This window comes from Hymenobacter psoromatis (genome assembly GCF_020012125.1).
GTDB lineage: Bacteria > Bacteroidota > Bacteroidia > Cytophagales > Hymenobacteraceae > Hymenobacter > Hymenobacter psoromatis.
In genome coordinates this window covers 3,498,552-3,518,673 of record NZ_JAIFAG010000001.1, presented here as the reverse complement: position 1 = coordinate 3,518,673, position 20,122 = coordinate 3,498,552, and the positions used below count along the sequence as shown (strand labels likewise).

General features: G+C 62.4%; 14 protein-coding genes. 10 read left to right on the top strand and 4 right to left on the bottom strand.

The genetic code is table 11. The annotated features are described in order from the left end of the window. Positions 1 to 81 precede the first annotated feature (81 nt). Positions 82 to 855 (bottom strand): CDP-alcohol phosphatidyltransferase family protein, encoded by a 774-nt coding sequence (locus LC531_RS15195; protein ID WP_223651686.1) that lies wholly within the window; start codon positions 853 to 855, stop codon positions 82 to 84. A gap of 129 nt (positions 856 to 984) precedes the next feature. After that, positions 985 to 1,629, bottom strand: coding sequence for an MBL fold metallo-hydrolase (locus LC531_RS15190; protein ID WP_223651684.1), 645 nt, complete (start codon positions 1,627 to 1,629; stop codon positions 985 to 987). A gap of 94 nt (positions 1,630 to 1,723) precedes the next feature. On the opposite strand from LC531_RS15190, the gene LC531_RS15185 reads away from it, so the two are divergent. From LC531_RS15185 to LC531_RS15145, 9 genes are all read left to right on the top strand, one after another. Further along, on the top strand, positions 1,724 to 2,794 hold the full coding sequence (locus tag LC531_RS15185; protein WP_223651683.1) for an NAD(P)/FAD-dependent oxidoreductase: 1,071 nt from the start codon (positions 1,724 to 1,726) through the stop codon (positions 2,792 to 2,794). A 99-nt stretch (positions 2,795 to 2,893) separates the two neighbouring features. Next, positions 2,894 to 6,304, top strand: coding sequence for a hypothetical protein (locus LC531_RS15180; RefSeq protein WP_223651681.1), 3,411 nt, complete (start codon positions 2,894 to 2,896; stop codon positions 6,302 to 6,304). 123 nt (positions 6,305 to 6,427) lie between these two features. Next, positions 6,428 to 7,105, top strand: coding sequence for a heme exporter protein CcmB (locus LC531_RS15175; protein WP_223651679.1), 678 nt, complete (start codon positions 6,428 to 6,430; stop codon positions 7,103 to 7,105). Positions 7,106 to 7,206: 101 nt separating this feature from the next. Continuing rightward, positions 7,207 to 7,827 (top strand): methyltransferase domain-containing protein, encoded by a 621-nt coding sequence (locus LC531_RS15170; RefSeq protein WP_223651677.1) that lies wholly within the window; start codon positions 7,207 to 7,209, stop codon positions 7,825 to 7,827. A gap of 181 nt (positions 7,828 to 8,008) precedes the next feature. After that, entirely contained in the window at positions 8,009 to 8,704 is a 696-nt protein-coding gene (gene ccsA / locus LC531_RS15165; RefSeq protein WP_223651675.1) for a cytochrome c biogenesis protein CcsA, read from the top strand. Beyond that, a complete protein-coding gene (locus LC531_RS15160; RefSeq protein ID WP_223651671.1) occupies positions 8,685 to 8,930 on the top strand; it encodes a CcmD family protein in 246 nt (81 codons plus the stop codon). The genes ccsA (LC531_RS15165) and LC531_RS15160 overlap by 20 nt, the downstream gene beginning before the upstream one ends. A 15-nt stretch (positions 8,931 to 8,945) precedes the next feature. Beyond that, entirely contained in the window at positions 8,946 to 9,386 is a 441-nt protein-coding gene (locus tag LC531_RS15155) for a cytochrome c maturation protein CcmE domain-containing protein (RefSeq protein ID WP_223651670.1), read from the top strand. A 106-nt stretch (positions 9,387 to 9,492) separates the two neighbouring features. Then, positions 9,493 to 10,563, top strand: coding sequence for a hypothetical protein (locus LC531_RS15150; protein ID WP_223651669.1), 1,071 nt, complete (start codon positions 9,493 to 9,495; stop codon positions 10,561 to 10,563). A 142-nt stretch (positions 10,564 to 10,705) separates the two neighbouring features. Further along, on the top strand, positions 10,706 to 11,473 hold the full coding sequence (locus tag LC531_RS15145; protein WP_223651667.1) for a LytR/AlgR family response regulator transcription factor: 768 nt from the start codon (positions 10,706 to 10,708) through the stop codon (positions 11,471 to 11,473). 168 nt (positions 11,474 to 11,641) lie between these two features. On the opposite strand, the gene LC531_RS15140 is transcribed toward LC531_RS15145, so the two are convergent. Continuing rightward, on the bottom strand, positions 11,642 to 14,425 hold the full coding sequence (locus LC531_RS15140) for an ATP-binding protein (RefSeq protein WP_223651665.1): 2,784 nt from the start codon (positions 14,423 to 14,425) through the stop codon (positions 11,642 to 11,644). 117 nt (positions 14,426 to 14,542) lie between these two features. On the opposite strand from LC531_RS15140, the gene ccsA (LC531_RS15135) reads away from it, so the two are divergent. Further along, the gene (gene ccsA, locus LC531_RS15135) at positions 14,543 to 17,131 is read left to right on the top strand and encodes a cytochrome c biogenesis protein CcsA (protein ID WP_223651663.1); all 2,589 of its coding nucleotides are present in this window, start codon (positions 14,543 to 14,545) and stop codon (positions 17,129 to 17,131) included. A gap of 67 nt (positions 17,132 to 17,198) precedes the next feature. On the opposite strand, the gene LC531_RS15130 is transcribed toward ccsA (LC531_RS15135), so the two are convergent. Then, positions 17,199 to 19,961, bottom strand: coding sequence for a T9SS type A sorting domain-containing protein (locus LC531_RS15130; protein ID WP_223651661.1), 2,763 nt, complete (start codon positions 19,959 to 19,961; stop codon positions 17,199 to 17,201). Positions 19,962 to 20,122: the final 161 nt, after the last annotated feature.

The following is a 20,122-nucleotide window of genomic DNA, read 5'->3' as shown; positions in this document are numbered from 1 at the left end:
AGATGAGCATGACCGTCCTTTTTTGCTGATTCAGAAACAAGTTAATTACTTAAAATAACCCGAACGGCGCGGCCCGTTACCTTATTGCGGGGTAGTCGGGTCGGCCTCGGCCACGTCGCGGCTGCGCACCCGGCCGGGCACCGATAGCAGCACGTAGAGCAGCACCGCCAGCGGTATGCCCGCCGCCCGCAGCCAGCCCACCAGCCCTAAAGCCAGCCCTACAAAAATAAGCCGCCGCCGGTTTCCCCGCCACCGCAGGTTCTTGAATTTGAGGGCAAAAAGCGGTAGCTCCGCCACCAGCAAGCCCGACAGTACCACGGTGAGGCCCAGCAGCAGCCAGGGGTTCAGAATGAAGCGGTCCAGCCCAAACTCATTGCGGGCCAGAATGAGCGGCAGCGAGGCCACTACCAGCGTGCAGGCGGGGGTAGGAAGCCCGATAAACGAGGTCGTCTGCCGCGTGTCATTATTAAACTTAGCCAGCCGCAACGCCGAAAAAATAGTAAGAATGAATCCGCCAAAAGGAAGCAGGAGTGCGCCTGCATGAAGGCTGTCGAGGCCATCCAAGTAGTTATGCGTTGTGGCTTGCCCAGGAATCGGCATTTGTATCAGCTGGTACATTATGGCCCCCGGCACCACTCCAAATGACACCATATCGGCCAGCGAATCGAGGTCCTTGCCGATGGGCGACGATACGCGCAGCGCCCGCGCCAGCAGCCCGTCGAAAAAATCGGCTACTGCCGCCACGCCCACCAGGTAGGCGCCCATCACCAGTTCGCCCCGAAAAATAAAGGTGAGCGCCAGGCACCCGCACAGCAGGTTGAGGCAGGTCAGCGCGTTGGGAATATGTCGTTTCAAGCGAGAGTAATCCTGAGGGTAGCGTAGGGCCCGGTTGCGCCTGCGCCGCAGTTAAAGTACGCTGGCAAAAGCAGCCGTGTGGGGCTGCTCTCTTCGCCAGCTTGCTGAGGGGTAGGGCTGGCCAGGCAGCTAGGTTAAAAACGGGTTGCTGCGCCGCTCCGCGCCAATAGTGGTGGCCGGGCCGTGGCCGGGGTATACCACCGTGGCGTCGGGCAGGGTTAATAATTCGCGCTCAATGCTTTGCAGTAATATCTGGTGGCTGCCGCCCGGCAGGTCGGTGCGCCCGATGCTGCCCCGAAACAGCACGTCGCCGCCAATGAGCTGCCCGCCGGCCTGGTCGTAGAGCACCACGTGGCCGGGCGCGTGGCCCGGTGCGAAGCGCACCTCCAACCGGCTCTCGCCCAGCCCAACGACTTGGCCCGCCGCCAGCTCGCCGGTAGGCTCGGCGGGCTCGTAGGCCGGGAAGCCGTAGGGTCCGGCGTAGGTGGGTACCGCCCGCAGCGTGGGCAGGTCCAGCGCGTGCAGCAAAAACGGGATTTCCCTGAATTGCCTCATTACAAAGGCGTTGCCGAGCACATGGTCGATGTGGGCGTGGGTATTGAGCAGGTATTGCACGTCCAGCTTTTCGCCCTCGATGTAGGCGCGCAACGTCTGCTGCTCGGCCGGCGAGTACGCGCCGGGGTCCACGATGGCCGTGGCGCGGGTGGCCTCATCGATGAGCAGATAGGTGTTTTCGCCAAAGGCGTTGAAGGTAAAACTGACGACGCGAAGCATTTGGCAAAGTTAGCGGTTCCTGGGTAGCACTGTTTGTCATGGCGATTGCTGCGCTGCGCTCGCCATGACAAACGGCTCCAACCAAGCACTAAAAATGTACGACTACCTCCTCATCGGCCACGGCATAGCTGGCGCAGTGCTCGCCCGCGAGCTGCGCGGGCGCGGCCACCGCGTGCTCGTCTACGACGAGCCCCGGCCCGATACCGCCTCGCGGGTGGCCGCCGGCCTCATGAACCCGGTGGCCGGCAAGCGCTTCGCCCTCACCTGGCGGGCCCAGGAAACGCTGCCCTACGCGGTGGCGTATTACGAAGCCTTGAATCAGGAATTTAACGAGGATTTTTTCCAGAACTCGCCCATTCTCAAGGTCTTCGGCTCAGAAGAAGAGCAGCGGCAAATGCTGGCCCGCGCCGCCGCTGACCCCTGGCAGGGCTTCGTAGAAAAAATCGAAACTGCGCCCATTGTGCGGCCGGGGCTGCTGGCCCCGCACGGCGGCGCGTGGCTGCGCGGTGGCGGCCACTTGCGCGTGGAGGCCCTGCTGGCCGCCCTAGCCGCCGAGGGGCGGCCGGCAGGCTGGCTGCGCGAAGAAACTTTTAGCTGGGAGGCGCTCGTTAGCGACGGCACCGGCGTGGCCTACCCCCCTGGGCAGGTGCGCGCCCGGCACGTGGTGTGCTGCCAGGGCGCGGGCGCGCTGGCCGGCCCGCACTTCGGCTGGCTGCCGCTGACTCCCAACCAGGGCGCGGTGCTCGACGTGGCGGTGCCGGGCCTCAGCGCCGCGCAGGTTCTCAATCGGGGGGCCTACGTGGTGCCGGGGGGTAGGGAGGGGCAGTTTCGGGTGGGGGCCACCTATCGCTGGCCGCCCTTCCCTGACAACCCCGGCCCGGCCGACCAGCGCGAGCTGGCCGGGCGGCTGGCGGCGCTCACGGCGCTGCCCTTCGGGGTGGTGGGCGAGCGGCGCGGGGTGCGGCCCGCCGTGCGCGACCGCCGCCCGCTGCTGGGCCGCCACCCGGCCTTGTCCTGGCTGAGTTTGTTTGGGGGCTTTGGCTCGAAGGGCGTGAGCCTAGCCCCGCGCCTGGCCGCCCAGTTGGCCGACTATTTCGACGGTGGCGGGGCGCTCTGGCCCGATGCCGACCTGGCCCGCTACTACTCCTTGTATATTGCCAAGTAATTTTTACCTTAGTCTCAGACCAGACCCGCCCCGTGCGACGTTAGCTTTGAAAACTGTCCGCCTACCCCTCCTTTTCGCCCCAACCCCGACCTGCTTGCCGTGAATTTTCTTTCTACCTTCTGCCGGGCTGCCGGCTCACTTATGCGCCGCCGGGGGGCTGGGGCGCTCCTACTGCTACTATGGGGGGTAGGGCTCGCGCCCGAGGCCCGTGCCCAAACGGCCCAGGAGCCCTTCGGCCGGGTGCGGATTCAATACAAGAAGTTTAATTGGGAAGAATTCTCGACCCAGAATTTCAACGTTTACTTTTACCAGGGCGGCGAGGCCAGCGCCCGCCGCACGGCCGAGTATGCCGAACAGGAATTGCAGCGCATCACGGCGCTGGTGGGGTATTTTCCCTACAGCAAGACCACGCTCATGCTGTATAATTCGGTGGGCGACCTGCGGCAGAGCAACATCGGCCTGCCGGTGGCCAACTCGGTGAATGGCGGCGAGGCCCAGCTAACGCGCCAAACTAAGGTGGAAGTGGCCTTCACGGGCCGCCAAACCGATTTTAAGCGCGAGCTGAGCTACCAGATAACCCAGGTGCTGCTCAACGATATGATGTACGGCGGCTCGCTACGCGAGGTGCTGCAAAGTAACTACCTGCTGCAGCTGCCCGACTGGTTTATCAGCGGGGCTTCTTCCTACGCGGCCGAGGGCTGGAGCGTGGACATGGACGCCTACATGCGCGACATGGTGCGCGAATACCCAAGCGGCAACCGCACGGCTCCGTTTTTCGTGCGTAACCAGCGCTTGGCGGGCCACAGCATCTGGAACTACATCGCGGAGCGCTACGGCTACGGCACGGTGCAGAACGTGCTGAACCTGACGCGCATTACCCGCGACGTGGAGGTGGGCATCTCATCGTCGCTGAACGTGCCGTACAAGGTGTTTCTGCGCAACTGGATTGGCTACTACCGCGATATCAACAAGGGCGAAGGCCTGGCCACGCTGGTAGTGCCCACCGAGGCTAACCGCCTCAGCACGGCTAATAAGCGCGGCCTCGACGTGTTCTCGCAGCCCGTGTTCAGCCCCGACGGCCAGCACCTGGCCTACGCCGCCAACGAGCAGGGCCGCTACCGGGTGGTGGTCGTGAACCGTGACGGTTCGCACCGCCACACCATCCTCAACGGCGGCTACCGCACCCGCGACCAGCAGATAGAAACCCGCCTGCCGGTGCTGGCCTGGCGTGGCAACTCGCAGCTGGCCGTGGCCGAGATGCTGCACGGCCGCATGGCGCTGCACCTGCACAATGCCACGGGCCTGAACGTGCTCGACCGCTTGCGCGGGGCCATTCGGCTGCGCCAGCCGGCTACCGTGTTCGCGCCCTACGAGCAGGTGCTGGATATGAGCTACTCGGCCGATGGTAAGGCGCTGGTTTTCACGGGCGTGCGCAATGGTCAAAACGATATTTACCTGCTGCGGGCCGGCAGCCGGCAGCCCGAAAAGCTCACCGACGACCTCTTCGACGACCAGCAGGCGGTATTTCTGCCTAGTGGCCAGGAGGTGGTGTTCAGCTCGAACCGCTACCTCGACTCGACGGGGCGGACCCGGCCGGCCACGTTCCCGAACGTGGTGAATAACTACGACTTGTTTGTGTACCATCTCGACGGGCGCGCCGTGCCCATCGAGCCGCTCGTGAGCACCATCTCGAATGAAACCCGGCCCCGGCCGCTGTCTGATGACGAGATTTTGTATTTGGGCGAAGAAAACGGCATTCGGGGGCTGTACCGCTACTCGCGCAAAACCGGGCAGCACCAGCCGGAGAGCAGCTTTGCCACCAACATGCAGGATTTTGACTACAACGCGGCCTCTGGTGCCTTGGCTTTCTCGGCCCAGGTGCAGGCCCGCGACCTGCTGTACCTCTACCCTCAGTTTCCGCTGCCTGCCAACCTGACCCTGGGCAAAACGGCCCGCCAGCAGATTCTGGAGTCGCGCTCGCGGCCCGCCCCCGCCCCGGTGCGGCCGGCCCCGCGGCCCGCCGCTGTGGTGCCTACCCCCCTCACGGCGGCCGACTCGGCGGCTACTAAGGCTACTGCTGCCACTACCGCCCCGGCGACCGCGCCGTTGACAAACGCGGCTCCCGCCACGACAACCCCGGCGGCCACTACGCCTGCCGCCACTACAGCGGCGGCCCCGACCAAACGTAGCAGCACCGCGCCCCTCAACCCTAACAACTATCAGTTTGAAGAAGACGAGGACGTAGCGCCGGTGCGGCCCCGGCGCAGCCCTAGCGCCAAGCCCGCGCCGCTGGCTAAAACTCGCATCATGACCCCAACCATCACGGGCCCCTACCGCTACGATACGCGCTTTATGGCCGACAACCTGGTGACGGGCATTGCCATCGACCCACTGTTGGGCTTCGGGCTGTCGTTGCAGGCCAATTTGGCGGATGCCTTTGAGAATCACCGCTTTCAGGCCAGTATTTTTGGGAAGCTCGACTTGCGCACCAGCAACATCAATGTGTCATACACGAACGTGACGCAGCGCGTGGACTGGACGATTGCTTACCAGAAGCAGGCGTATTTCTTCGACCCCGATGGTACGGGCCAGCTGTTGCGCTACGGCCGCCACAACATTGCGCCTACCATTTCCTACCCCATCACCCGCAGCCTGAGTCTGCGCGGTGGCCCGCGCTACGATAACATCTCGCGCTCGCTCACTGGCACCGCCACTACGGAGTACGACCAGACCCGCAACTACCTGGGTTACAATGCCGAGCTAGTATTCGATAACTCACGGGCCACGGGCGTAAATATGCTGGTGGGCACGCGCATGAAGGTGGGAATTTTGCAGATGAACGATGTGGCGAGCAATACCAATAACTTCGGCAAGTTTTATATAGACCTGCGCCACTACCAGAAAATTCACCGCCAGATAGTCTGGGCTAACCGCGTCAGCTACGGGCAGTTTTTTGGCAAGGCGCAGTCGGGGGCCAACCCGGAGGTTTTCCGTATCGGCGGCATGGACAACTGGGTGAACCAGACCTACGCCGACCAGCAGCTGCTAGTGCCCGCCGGCCAGGCCGTGGCCGACCCCACCACCACGTTCTACCAGCAGTTCGTGACCAATTTGCGGGGCTTCGACCTGAGCACGCGCACCGGCTCGCGCTATGTGCTGTTTAACAGTGAATTGCGCTTTCCCATTGTGCAGTACTTCGCCAACCGTCCTATTTACTCGGGCTTTTTCCGCAACCTGCAGTTCATCGGCTTTTTCGACGCGGGCACGGCTTACAACGGCACCAACCCCTTCGGGGAGAACAACTCCAACAACACCATCAACTTCGGGGGTAGCGGCAACATCTTCTCCGGCACTGTTACCAATTTCAGCAATCCCATCCTGATGGGCTACGGCGTGGGCGTGCGTACCACCATGCTGGGCTTCTACACAAAATTTGACTTGGCCTGGGCCCGCGAAAACTACATGACCTCCAAGCCCAAGCCTTATTTCACACTAGGCCACGACTTTTAAGGGGGTAGGGAAATTAATATCGGGGTACTAAAAGAACGTCATGCTCATCTGGCATACCGCGAGGAAGCATGACGTTCTTTTAGTACCCTGATATTAATTTCCCTACCCATTACTTTTACCCCCGTGTCCCTACCCGCCGAAATCTGGCTATTGCTGCTGAAAGACCTGCGCCTGGAGTGGCGGCAGCGGAGCGCGCTGGCGGGGCTGCTGCTCTACGTAGGCGGCACGGTGTACGTGAGCTACCTCAGCTTCAGTTTTCGGGGCGGGCCACCGCCCGCGCCGGCCTGGAACGCGCTATTTTGGGTCATTCTGTTGTTTGCGGCGCTGGGCGCGGCCGGGCGCGGGCTAGCGCAGGAGTCGGCGGGCCTGCGGCTATACTACTACACCGTGGCGCGGCCCGAGGCCGTGGTGCTCGCCAAAATTCTCTATAATGCCCTGCTGCTGTTGGCGTTGGCGGTGCCGGGGCTGCTGCTTTACACGCTGCTGCTCGGCAACCCGGTGCAAGACTGGCCCTTGTACGCACTCAGCATTGCGCTGGGGGCGGTGAGCCTGGCTTCGTCCCTGACGCTGGTGGCGGGCATCGCGGCGCGGGCGGGGCAGGGTGGAGGCGGCACGCTGCTGGCCGTGCTGGGCCTGCCGGTGCTGGTGCCGGTGCTGCTACTGGTGGTGAAAGTCAGCAAAAACGCCCTCGACGGCCTGCCTTGGGAAGCCAGCCAAAGCACCTTGATTACGCTGGTGGCGCTGAACTTTATCGTGGGTGCGGTGTCTTATCTGTTGTTTCCTTTCTTGTGGCGCAGCTAAGTCATTTAACAATTAATATTTATCATTTAACAGCTTTTTGAAGGTTGTTGATTGCTTGTTATTGCTTGATAATTGATTAGCTGTTAAATGATAATTGATAAATGTTAAATGATTTGCCTCCGCAGGCTTTCGCCCGCCACGACGAAGCGCCCGATAACGAATTCTACCGCTTCGAGCGCCTGGTAACACACATCGACCCGGCGGCCGTGGCCGCCGTGACGCAGCTTTACCGGCAGTTTTTGCCGCCCGGTGGGGCCGTGCTGGATTTGATGAGCAGCTGGGTTAGCCACCTGCCCGCCGAAATCGCCTACCCCCGCGTGGCCGGCCTAGGCATGAACGCCCGCGAGCTGGCCGCCAACCCGCGCCTGACTGAGCGCCAAGTGCAGGACCTCAACCAAAACCCTACCCTCCCTTATGGCACCGATGAGTTCGACGGGGCCGGCATCTGCGTATCGGTGCAGTACCTGACGCGGCCGGCCGAGGTGTTCGCGGAGCTGGCGCGGGTGCTGCGGCCGGGCGCGCCGCTGGTCGTCACGTTTTCCAACCGCTGCTTCCCTGATAAGGCTGTGTATGCTTGGCAGGCGCTCGATGACGCGGGCCACGCCGCCTTGGTGAAGCAGTATTTTGCCGCTGCTGGCTTTGGGCCGGCGGAGGTATTTGCCAACCGGCCGAAGTACGGCGACCCGCTCTTTGGCGTGGTAGCCCGAACTTTGCTGGGGTAATCAACTTTTTTACATCAGTAAGCAGTGTAGGAATCGGTCGTCATGCTGAGCTTGTCGAAGCATCTCGACCGCTTCATCCGAGCCATCCAACGAAGCGGTAGAGCTGCTTCGACAGGTTCAGCATGACGGCCTGGCGAACCCCTGAAAGCGACATTACCCATTACCTAATTACCCATTACCTATGAAATGGTGGAAATATCTAACCATCGGGCTGCTGCTCTACACGGCGGTGATGGGCCTGCTAGGCCACGTGCCACGCCTGGCCATCCTCAATGAGACGGAGCGCAACCTGTACTTCCACGTGCCGATGTGGTTCGGGATGACGATTATCCTGTCGGCTTCGGTGGTGAATTCCATTCGTTACCTGCGTAACCCCAGCCCGCGGCTGGATATCCTGGCCCACGAGTCGGCCAAGACGGGTATCTTGCTGGGCGTCTTGGGCTTATTGACGGGTAGCCTGTGGGCGCGCTACACCTGGGGCACCTGGTGGACGACCGACGTGAAGCTCAACGGCGCGGCCGTGACCATGCTCATCTACGCGGCCTACCTGGTGCTGCGCGGCGCGGTGCAGGACGAGCAGCAGCGGGCCCGGCTCTCGGCGATTTATAATATTTTTGCGTTCGCAGCGCTCATTCCGCTGCTCTTTATTATGCCCCGGTTGGCCTCGGCATCGCTGCACCCCGGCATGGGCGGCAACCCTGGCTTCAGCAAATACGACCTTGACAGCGCTATGCGCATGGTATTCTACCCCGCCGTTATCGGCTGGACGCTGCTCGGCGTCTGGATTACCGAAGTGGCTTGCCGCCTGGCTTTCGTGCAGGAGAAACTAGATGAACAACAATTCGATGAAAAACCCGATGCGAAACAGCTGGCTTAATCGCGGCCTGGCCTTGCTGCTACCCCTGCTGCTACTGGCCAGCGCGGCCCTAGCCCAAGCCCCCGGCACCGACCAGCCCGAAATGGCTGATGCCCTCCGCCAGAGCGGAAAAATCTACGTGGTGGTGCTCGTTATTGTCATTATTTTGAGCGGCCTGTTGTTGTACCTGGTGCGCCTCGACCGCAAGGTGAGCCGCCTGGAGCGGGAAGTGCAGGAACGGTCGTAATTTTAGGGTAATCTTATGAAAAAATCGCACATCTTTATGCTGGTCGTTATTGCGGCGGCGGTGGGTATTATTATCAGCACTATGTCGGATGCCAGCTCGTATTCGACCTTCACCGTGGCCCGGCAGCAGGCAGCGGCCGGCAATACGGGCAAGGTCCACATAGTGGGTACCCTTCCCCGCGATGCCGACAAGCGCCCCGTGGGCCTGGAATATGACCCAGTAGTAAATCCTAACTATTTTGCCTTCACGCTGGTAGATACGCTGCACGTGGCCCAGCGCGTGGTGTACCGCAACCCGCAGCCCCAGGACCTGGACAAGTCGGAGCAGGTAGTCATCGTGGGCGCGATGAAGAATGGTGTGTTTGAAGCCGACCAGATTCTGACCAAGTGCCCCAGCAAATATGTGGAGAAGGACCTAGGCAAAACCGGCCCGCCCGCCACGGCCATGAACAACTAGCCGGCGTAGCTTTAGAAAGAACGTCATGCTGAGCTTATCGAAGCATCTTGGTCGTATCAAGTGGGTTTGTCCAACGATACGACCAAGATGCTTCGATAAGCTCAGCATGACGTTCTTTTTGCTGTGTGTTCTCGCAGCCGCCCACGCCCAGGTCGCCAATGACAACATTGAAAACCGCCGCGTGTTACAAGCGGAGGAAACTATTACCTCCAGCACCGTGGGCTGCACCGTGCAGCGCAACTGCGTGGATGAGCGCCTGACCGGCAAGTGCATTGAGTACCACAACGACCAGTGGTTTGAGTTTCGGCCGGCCACGGCGGGCACCTACTACGTGAACATTGGGGGGCAGCGCTGCCGCGACGTGCGCGGCGTGCAGCTGGTAGTGCTCACGGGTACGCCTTGCCAGCCCGCTACCTACCGCATCTTGTCGTGTACCTCGCTGGGCACGCAGGACGACCTATTTGTGCCGCTGCCCAACCTGCGCGCTGGTCAGCCCTACCTGCTCGACGTGGACGGCTACCTGAAGGATTACTGCACCTTCACGCTGCAAGTGAGTGGGCGCGCGCGCGGGCTGCCAGTGGCTGCGCCGCCCGCCGTGCCCCAGGGCCTACCCGCCATGAGCCGGGTAGTGAGCCTGAGCTGGGAGGTGCCCGACTCGCTCACCGCAGTTCGCGCCTGCCGGGTGCTGCGCCGCGAATTGCACGAGTTTCGGGCCCGCGAAGTGGCGCGCGTCGAGCTGCGCTACGACACCTTCGGCCGCCGCCGCGCCGCCTACGCCATCCAGGATACGCTGCCCGCGCCCGGCCAGTACCTCTACCAGATAGTGGCCGAGGGCGAGCCCGCCGAGGACCCGCCGGTGCTACTGCGCCAGCAGTGGCTGGCATACAGTAAGCTGCGGCCCATCTGGCCGGGGATGACGGCGGCGGGCGCGGCGTTTCTGACCATTCCGGTGGCGCGCTACCCCCGCGGGGCGCAGCTGGCCGTGGTGGTCAGCGACCCGCAAACCGGGCGCATGCTGCGCCGGCTGCCTACCGCCCCGGCCGGGGCCGGCCGCCTCTACGCGCAGCCTTGGTTCGATGCCGGCCTGCGGCAGGTGGCGGTGGATATCACCTGCTATCCCTCGCGCGGCATACCCTACACCGAGCACCTGCTGCTGCCACTGGCCGTGCCGGAATAATAAGTTGTGATGGAGGGGCGGTGAAGTAGCTTAGCAAACCGTTGGCCCGATTTTATAGTAGCTATGGACGCGGCCGCTCAGGGAGTTAGGTACTATTTTTCCGGTTATATTTACCGCGCTAGTTACTTTATATTATCTTTTTATGAATCAAGCTATTACCCCTATGCTGCCAGCTTTGCCGCTACTGGCTTGCGTAGTGGTAGATGATAATGAGATGAACCGACTGACACTGGAACATTACGTTACGATTACTAATGGCCTCACCTTAACGGGTTCTTTCCCCGATGGCATAGCGTGCCTGAATTATTTCCGGGCGGGCGGCCAGGCCGATATTCTGCTACTCGATATTAATATGCCCGAGCTAACGGGCCTCGACTTGGTGCGCATCCTGCCCAAGCCGTTGCCCGAGGTAGTCCTCGTGACCTCGCACCGCGACTACGCCGTAGATGCCTTCGAGCTGCGCGTGACCGACTACCTGCTTAAGCCCCTCGACTACGCCCGCTTTTGCCGCACCGTGGACCACATTCGGAGCCTGCAAGTACCCACGGCGCCGGCCGCAGCCGACGAAAGCGGCGAGTCGATGTTTGGGGCTGAGGGCAACTCGCTGTTTCTGAAAATAAATAACCGCCTCACCCGCATCAACTTCGACGAAGTGCTCTACATCGAAGCCATGTCGATGTACTCGGTACTCGTCACGCTCAAGCACAAGCACATTGTGTACGCCACGCTCAAGACCTTTGAGGAGCGGCTGCCATTCGCGCATTTTACGCGGGTGCACCGCTCCTATATGGTCAATACCCAGCTGATAGAAGCTGTGGAAGACAATCAGCTTCAATTACCTGGCGGCCACGAAGTGCCCGTCGCCAAGGCGTACCAGGAAAGCTTTTTCCGCCGCCTGCGCGGGATTTAAGGTTTTTCAAGGTCCTGATTTAGGGGCTTCTTTACTAAATTAAGGAACGTCATGCAGACCGAAGGGAAGCATCTCGTCCGCGTCGCTGGATTACTACCCTTAGCAGAGCAGGCGAGATGCTTCCCTTCGGTCTGCATGACGTTTTATTTGGCTAGTTGTCCTCGCGTCCTAGGAGTTTAATTCCTCTAACTCCGTCGGCAGTTCGCGCAGCACGGTGTCGAGGGCGGCCAGCACGGAGTTGAGGGCGGTTTGGCGGGCCGGCTCGTCGGGGGTAGGGAGCTGCGTGAGCGGCTGCTCCAGGGGGGGTAGGCTGGCGACGGCCTCCGCGATGCACAGGGTGAGCAGGTTGGGCTTGATGAAGTGCGCCAGCTCGGCTACCTGCGCCCAGTCGCGGGCTTCGGCGGCGGCGCGAAGCTGAAGCAGGGTGGGCGGCATGTGGGTCAGAAACGAGCGCAGCATCCCCGCGATGAAGGCCGCGTTGCCCCGCGCCTCGCGGCGCAGGTGCGCTAGGTCGTAGGCAGGCGGCGGGGCTAGCAGGGCAGCGACTGGCGGGCGCAGTAGCGCCAATAGCTTGGCATACAGGTCTTCTTCAGCAAAGGGCTTAGCGAGGTAGTCGTCCATGCCGGCGGCCAGGTAGCGCTCGTTGTCGCTCCGAAACACGTTGGCCGTGAGGGCCAGCACCGGCACGGCGGCCCGCCGGGCATCGGGCAGCTGGCGCAGGTGTTGGGTTACTTCGAGGCCACTCATGCCGGGCATCTGAATATCCATGAGCACGGCATCATAGGGGCGGGTTTCGAGCAACGCCAGGGCCGCGAGGCCGTCCTCGGCCTCGTCTACAGCCACGCCCCATTGCAGCAGGTGCAGGCGGGCCACGTCGCGGTTGATGGGATTATCTTCGGCCAGCAGCACCCGCACGCCGCGCAGCTGGCCGGTATTGAAGGCATCGGGCAGGGTAGGGGCGGGGGCCTGGGTCTTGGCCAGCGGCAGGGTAAACGAAAAGCTGCTACCCTGCCCCAGCTGGCTGCTCACGTGCAGCTCGCCGCCTAGCTGCGCCACCAGCGCCCGGCTGATGGTCAGGCCCAGGCCCGTGCCGCCGTAGTGCCGGGTAGTGTCGGCATAGGCCTGCGTGAAGCTCTCAAAAATGCGCCCCAGCGCTTCCTCGCTGATGCCAATGCCCGTGTCGCGCACCTCGAAGCGCACCAGCAGCTCCCCGTTGGTTTCGCCTACTAAAAAGCTGCGCAGCCACACGCTGCCGCTGTTCGTAAATTTTATGGCATTAGATAACAGATTGAGTAGTACTTGATTGAGTCGAAACGGGTCGCTCAGTACCCAGCACACTTCGCCGGTGGTGAAGGGCCGGAAGCCGAACGCCAGCCCCTGGTCCTGGGCTTGCAGGGCCAGCGTGGCCACGGCCTGCTGCATCGACTCGTGCAGGTCGAAGACCGTAGCTTCCAGCTCCAGCTTGCCCGCGTGAATTTTGGCCACGTCGAGCACGTCGTTCAGCACGCCCAGCAGGTGGCTGCCCGAGCTGCGAATAGTGCGCACGAACTCCTGCTGCTGGGGATTGAGGGGCGTTTTGGCCAGCAGCGCGGCCATGCCCAGCACGCCGTTCATGGGCGTGCGGATTTCGTGGCTCATGTTGGCCAGGAAATTTTCGCGGGCCTGGGCGGCTTCTTCAGCGGCCAGCTGCGCCGCCTTTAGGGCCGTGATGTCGGTGCTCACGCCCAGCACCTGCACCGTGCCGTCGGGCTGCACTAGCGGGCGCTTCACGGTGTAAAACCAGCGCAGCTCGCCGGTGGGCGAGGTTGAGCACTCTTCGGCTTGCACTTCCTGGCCTGTGGCCAGCACCTGGGCATCCACGCGGGCGTAATGGGCGGCCTCACGCTCCTTGGCTTGCGCCACCTCCGGGGCGAGGGGTAGGGCAGCCGGGTGCTCATCAAGCCGAAACAAGGCCCGGTTACCGAATACCACCTCGCCGGCCGCGTCGCGCACGTACACCGGGTTGGGGTTGGTGTCGAGCACTAGTTGCATGAATTCCTGCTGCGCGCGGCGGGCGGCCTCGCTACGCTGGCTGCGCTCTTCAGCCTGCACGCGGGCCGTCACATCGAGGCCGCTGCCCAGCATGTAGGGCAGGCCACGCCCGGCCCCCGACAGCAGCTTGAACTGCCGCTGGTGGTACACGTCGCCCGCGGGCCGGGGCGTGCAGTCATCCCAGAAAATAGTTTCCGGGCTTTTTTCCGCCGCCTCAAACATGCGGGTGCGCTGAGCAGCCAGGCTTAGCGGAAAGCCGTAGCGGGTGCAATAGTCGGTGAGGGTGCGGCCCGCCAGCCACTCGCGGTGCGCGGGGTCGGGCACGGCCTGGGGGTTCACGTACACGTAGCGCTGCTGCTCGTCGAACACCGCGATTTCGACCGGCACCTCGTCCAGAATAGTTTCGTAAAACGCCCGCTGGGCGTCGCGCTGGGCCTCTACCTCGCGCTGGACCGTCACGTCGCGGTAGCTCAGCAGCCAGCCGGTTTTATCGCAGAGGGCCACCGGCCGCACGTCGCGCTCCAGCAGGCGGCCGGTGCGTAGCCGCAGCACGGAGTTGGTTTGGATGATGGCCGTGGGCGTAATCGTCAGCTCGTGGTCGTAGGCCTCGGGGTCGGCCACCAGCTCGCGCATCAGCGCGATGAGGGGGGGTAGGGCCAGGCCCATCACCTGGGCCGGAGCCAGCGGCAGGCCCAGCAAGCGGCAAAACTGGTCGCTGACTACCAGCACGCGCTGGTCGGGCCCTAGCAGCAGCAGGCCCTCGCGCAGGTTTTCGGTGAGTGCGCGCAGGTGCCGCCGGGCCATGTCGGCCTCGGCGCGGGCCTGGTGCAGCTCGTATTCCAGCCGGGCCAGGTGGTCGGCGGCGGCGGGGGTAGGCAAAAGGTCAGCGCCTCCCAAAGCAGCGGAACTGGAACCGGGCATAAGATGTAGCAATTAATCAGCTTTGAAGGTAAACAAAAAAGCCGGCCAGCCCTTGCTATCATAGGTCGGCCGCCCCTATCCGTTAGGCGGTACCTTTGCCAAAAAAACAGCTCGCTTGTGAATCTACTCATTGGTAATATCGGCCAGGCCAGCGTCATCGTGGCCTTCGTGGCGGCGGCGGTGGCGGCCTACGGCTACTTTCAGGCGGCGCGGGGCCGGGCCCTGGGCCAGCCCGACCTTAGCTGGCAGCGGCTGGCGCGGGGCGCGTTTTTCGTACACGGCGCGGCCGTGATGGCCGTGGTGGGCTGTTTGTTCAACATTATTGCCCACCACCGCTACGAATATTACTACGCCTGGGCGCACTCCAGCAACCACCTGCCGGTGCAGTACATGATTTCCTGCTTCTGGGAAGCCCAGGAAGGTAGTTTCCTGCTGTGGATATTCTGGCACGTGGTTATCGGCCTGTGCATTATGCGGTTCAACAAGCAGTGGGAAGCCCCCGTGCTGGCCGTTTTCGCCACGGTGCAAACCTTTTTGGTAAGCATGATTCTGGGCGTGGTGGTGCTGGGGACCAAGGTTGGCTCGTCGCCGTTTATGCTGCTGCGCGACTTCCTGGTGGACCTGCCGGTGTGGAAAACGCAGCCCGATTTCGTGCCTAAAGATGGTACCGGCCTCAACGCCCTGCTTCAGAACTACTGGATGGTGATTCACCCGCCTACCCTCTTCCTGGGCTTCGCCCTCACGCTGGTGCCGTTCGCGTTCGCCATCGCCGGGCTTTGGAAAAAAGAGCTGACGACCTGGGTAAAGCCCGCCCTGCCCTGGACCGCCCTGGGCGGCGCGGTGCTGGGCGTCGGCATTATGATGGGCGCGTACTGGGCCTACGAAACGCTGAACTTCGGCGGCTTCTGGAACTGGGACCCGGTAGAGAATGCCGTATTTATTCCCTGGCTGGTGCTCATCGCGTCCTTGCACGCAATGGTGCTTTGGCAGCGCCGCCGCACCGGCCTGCGCACCGCCTACGTCCTAGTAGTGGCCACGTTCGTGCTCATTCTTTACGCCACCTTCCTCACCCGCAGCGGCGTGCTGGGCAACGCCTCGGTCCACTCGTTTACGGACCTGGGCTTGTCGGGCCAATTGATTATTTACCTGGCGTTCTTCACGGTCGGGGCCATTGCCCTGCTGGCTTCGCAATGGAAAAACATTCCGATTTCGGAGAAAGAGATGACCGCGTACAGCCCAGAATTGTGGGTGTTCGTGGGCGCGACGGTGCTGTGCCTGGCCGCGTTTCAGGTGGTGGCTACCACCAGCATTCCGGTGTATAATGCCTTTTTGGGCTTCGTGGGCATAAAATCAAATTTGGCGCTGCCTGCCGACCAGATTCAGCACTACACCCGCATTCAGCTGTGGACGGGCGTGCTTATCGGTATTGTGTCGGGCATCGCGCAGATGCTGTGGTGGCGGTCGGCTAAGGAGTCCTTGACCGAAGCGCTAGCAACGCCCACCATGCTGGCGCTGCTGACCACGGCCCTGGCCGTGCTGCTCACGCGCCACTTTGGGCACTCCATGTCGGTGCCCTACGTGATGCTGCTCCTGGCGGGCTTGTTCGCTATTATGACCAATGCCAGCTCGCTCTTCGGGCTGTGGCGGCGCAAGGTGCAGCTCTCAGGCGGGGCCGTGTCGCACCTAGGCATTGCCCTGATGCTGCTCGGCATCCTGGCCTCGGCGGGCTACTCCAACACCATTTCGCGCAACATGAGTGGCAAGCTCATTTCGCGGGCGATGAACGATAAGGACAACGAGGAAAACGTGCTGCTGTGGCGCAACGAAACCGGCACCATGAACGGCTATACCGTGACCTACACCGGCCAGTACCTCGACGTGCCCGGCGTGCCCGACTACGTAAATACCAACCTGCTCTACCGCACCGACGACGAGTACCGGGCCGTGGCACGGGGCGAAATCAAGGCCGCCAACCAGACCTTCTACCACACCGGCGACACGCTCACCATCCGGCCCGAAAACACGTATTATCGCGTCGAATACAAGGACCAGAAGAGCGGGCAGCAGTTCACGCTCTACCCCCGCGCCCAGGTGAATGAGGAAATGGGCGGCCTGCTGGCCTCGCCCGCCTTGCAGCGCTTCTGGGACCACGACATCTACTCGCACATCTCGTCCGTGCCCGACCCGCGCAAGGAAGTGCCGTGGAGCCCCGCCATTCCGCACGAGCTGAGCGTGGGCGATACGCTGTTTCTAAACGACTACTTCGCCGTGTTCCGGGCCATTGAGCAGGCCCACGAGGTGCCCGGCATCAAGCTGCTGCCCGGTGACATCGCCCTGCAAGCCGACATGATTATTACCGGCGAAAAAGGCCGCCAATACCACGCCCACCCGGTATTTCTAGTGCGCAACCGCGAAATCGGGCGCGTGCCCGAAACTGTGGAGGACCTGGGCCTGCGCATCACCCTCGACCAGATTGACCCGGTGAAAGGCAAGTTTACCTTCGCCGTGGCCACCACCGGTAAGGACTATATCATCCTCAAAGCCACCGAAAAGCCCTTTATTAACCTGCTCTGGGGCGGCACGCTGCTCATGGGCTTCGGCCTGGTGCTGAGTATGCGGCAGCGACGGGCCGCCCGCGCCGCAGCCCCTACCCCGGCCGCGCGCTCCGGCCGCGCCGGGGCCGCCCGGCCGCAGGCCGTGGCGTAGAAGGGCGATATTAAACACTAAAAAAGGCCGCCCAGTGGGCGGCCTTTTTTAGTGTTAAGCCCCCGCTTTACTTCGAAATAGCTAGCTGGCGGGTCATGGTTTCTTCGCCGTTGCGCACTTGCAGGTGGTAGAAGCCGGGAGCCAGGCCGCTCAGGTCGAGGCGGTTGGTGTAGTTGTCGCGGGCGGTGCCCGTGTACACTGCCTGGCCCAGCACATTGGTGACCTGCACGCCCAATGCGCCCTTAGCATTCGCGCCGTGGATTTCGAGGTCAAACAAGCCCGTGGTTGAGGGATTGGGGAACACCGTCACGGCTTGCAGCAGCGCCGCCGAGGTAGTAGCCGTCACGGCTGCCGCCATAATGGTGAGGTCATCGACGTAGAGGTTACCTTGGTTGGCACTGCTGATGACGTGGAAGCCCACGTACTGTGTGCCCGCGCCCGGCGCGAACGTGGCCACTACCGGCGTCGAAGTGCCATCAGCCAGCGCGTAGTCGGTGGTGGTGATGTTGATATTGGTGTAGAGCGTGGTAGTCTGGTCGGCAGGGGTAGCCGTGGCTCCGGCCTTCACTTCCAGCTTCTCGATAAAGCTCGATGCGCTGCCCGGAATACCCTCGGCTCGGTATCGGAACGCCACCTGATAGCGCGTGGTGGCCGTAGTCGTGAGAGCCGGGGTAAAGAACCAGTCATCGGCCGCCGGGCTGCTGGGGATGGTACTGGTGTAGCGGATAGCGTTGGGGCTGGAGTTGGGGGTAGTCTTGGTGATGGCCCAGGTGGTGCCGTCGGCATTGGCATCAAGCACCGTAATGCCGCAGGGCAGCGCCGAGCCGGCCGGCACGTTGTCGAAATTCTGTACGTAGGGGAAATCCGTAACCGTGGTCACGGCCGGGCAGCCCGTGCTGAATGTTACCGGCCCGGCCAGCAGACTAGTGCCGCCGCCGGTGCAGCTGGTGCGCGCGTACAGCTGGTACGTGGCCCCCGACTGCAAGCCGGTGAGCGTAAACGGCGACGCCGTGGCCGCCACCGTGGTGCCGCTGGTAGCTGGTTGGAAGCCCACCGGCCCGTAAATAAGCTGGTAGCTACCCGCGTTGCCGGCATCGGCAAAAGTCACCGTGGCCGTAGTGGCCGAGGCGGCCGTCACGGCCAGGCCCGTGGGGACAGCGCAACTTGGGGCCGGAGCCAGGCCCACCTCAATGGCAAAGCGCACTTGCAGGGTAGTCGCGGCTGCGTCATTCCAAGCGGTGCCATCGCCCGAATAGTAGAAGACACCTGTGCGCAGCGGCGTTTCTGCCTGCGTGGCAATGCCCGCCCCGGTGTTGCCAATTTCCTTCAGGCCCACGAAAAAAGAGCCGGTGAGCTGCAAGGCGGGTAGCGTCGTGGTCACGTCGCCGCCGGCGGCCGGGCGGTTCTGGTTGGGTGCGGCGTAGAGTAGGTTGCCCGGAGTGCCGCCCGTGCCCGTGGCATCATACACCACCACCTGGTAGGCCGTAGTGGGGTTGCCGGTGACGTTGGCGAAGGAGATGAGCGCGTCGGCTAAGGTGACCGTGTTACCGGCCGGAATGGTGTACTTGGTAACTAGCAGACCGCCCGCCGAGTTGCTGCTGTAGCTCAGCGCTCCGTTAGCAGGCTTGCCGGGGTCGATGTAGCTGAGCCGGTTGGTCGTCACCAGCCGCGTGACTACCGCCGTGTTGTTGGTGTTATTACCGTCGGCCGGCACGCTCACGCGCACGCTGTCAGTGCCCAGGTTAAGGGTGGCGGGTAGGTTAGTTAGGGTAAGCGTGCCCTGCGCCCCGGCCGGCAGCGAAGCCAGGGTCCCCGTAAAGTTCTGCGTGTTAGCCCCCGTAATTTTCAGCGTTACCTGCACGTTGGTCTGGTCGGCCGTGCCCAGGTTGGCGATGTACACCTGCACGGGTTGGGGCAAAGCGCTGGGGGTAGCAATCTTACCCAAGGTATACACGGCCTGAATGGCAATATCATTGGCCAGCTGGGCTGCTTGCGTAAAGCGGTAGGTAAGCCCCGGTGCCGGGGTTACGCTCTTGGTAATGTCGTTTGCGTGGTTGGTATAATTTGAGTTTTGGAAGGTCGTGGCATTCCACGCCACAGAGGCCGTTTTGGTAGCCAGCGTCACCTGGCCTACCGCCTGGCCCAACCCTTTCAGACCCACGTTCGGAAAGCGAGTGCCATCGGCCGCGCTGCCCGGCACGGCCTGGCCATACACAAACTCGACCGTGCCAGTGGTTTCGTAGAGTTTCAATTGAAAGCTGAAGTTGGCGTACTGCGTACCATTAGCCGCGTCGGAGCCAGTGCCCGGCTTATCGGCCACATTGCGCCACTGGATGGTGCACACCCGGTTGGGGGCCGTGCCGCTAGTGAGCACCCGGTAATCGACCCCCCCGGCTCCCGAGCCCGGCACCAAATCCGTGTTGAATGGCATCAGGAGGTTAATATCGGCCGCGCTGGTGCTCTGCAGAGGGTCAACACCGTTCTGTCCATTCGCATCGTTGTTATAGTATAGGTCGGCCGCCGAAGGTGCCGCGCTACCCAGCCGAATAACCCCGTTGGTATTTAAAACAAACTGCGTAAAGCTGGCTCCGTTGTAAGAAAATGTGAATCCGATAGGTTGCGCGGCGGAGTTGGCATCATCCGTATTGGCCGTGGCAATGGCCGTGCCCGAAGTGCCTAGGTCGGCGTAGGTGCCAGAAACTGCGGAGGCCCCGGCCGCGGCATAGTTCAGCGCCTGGGCCTGCGCGGCCGCCGCCGTGCCGCCCAGCAGCAGGGCCAGCAGGCCCGCCCGCCGTAAGGGCTTAGGTATTCTCAGGTAGAAGTTGGTCATGGAAAAAGTAAAAGAGGTTAGGGGAGAAAACTGAGGGTAGGGGCACGCCGGTTGAAAGTAGCAAAGGGGATTTGTGCCTACAATATGCCACTTATTCGGCTAACTATCCTCAAAATTTTAACCGAAGTAATCTGCGTCGCCCTCGCTTTGCGCCCACCCCG

Bases quoted from the DNA above. Each gene is read 5' to 3' on its own strand.
- LC531_RS15150 (WP_223651669.1), top strand. From the start codon at position 9,493: ATGACGTTCTTTTTGCTGTGTGTTCTCGCAGCCGCCCACGCCCAGGTC.
- LC531_RS15130 (WP_223651661.1), bottom strand. From the start codon at position 19,961: ATGACCAACTTCTACCTGAGAATACCTAAGCCCTTACGGCGGGCGGGC.
- LC531_RS15145 (WP_223651667.1), top strand. From the start codon at position 10,706: ATGAATCAAGCTATTACCCCTATGCTGCCAGCTTTGCCGCTACTGGCT.
- LC531_RS15190 (WP_223651684.1), bottom strand. From the start codon at position 1,629: ATGCTTCGCGTCGTCAGTTTTACCTTCAACGCCTTTGGCGAAAACACC.
- LC531_RS15170 (WP_223651677.1), top strand. From the start codon at position 7,207: ATGTTAAATGATTTGCCTCCGCAGGCTTTCGCCCGCCACGACGAAGCG.
- LC531_RS15160 (WP_223651671.1), top strand. From the start codon at position 8,685: ATGCGAAACAGCTGGCTTAATCGCGGCCTGGCCTTGCTGCTACCCCTG.
- LC531_RS15140 (WP_223651665.1), bottom strand. From the start codon at position 14,425: ATGCCCGGTTCCAGTTCCGCTGCTTTGGGAGGCGCTGACCTTTTGCCT.
- LC531_RS15185 (WP_223651683.1), top strand. From the start codon at position 1,724: ATGTACGACTACCTCCTCATCGGCCACGGCATAGCTGGCGCAGTGCTC.
- ccsA (WP_223651675.1), top strand. From the start codon at position 8,009: ATGAAATGGTGGAAATATCTAACCATCGGGCTGCTGCTCTACACGGCG.
- LC531_RS15155 (WP_223651670.1), top strand. From the start codon at position 8,946: ATGAAAAAATCGCACATCTTTATGCTGGTCGTTATTGCGGCGGCGGTG.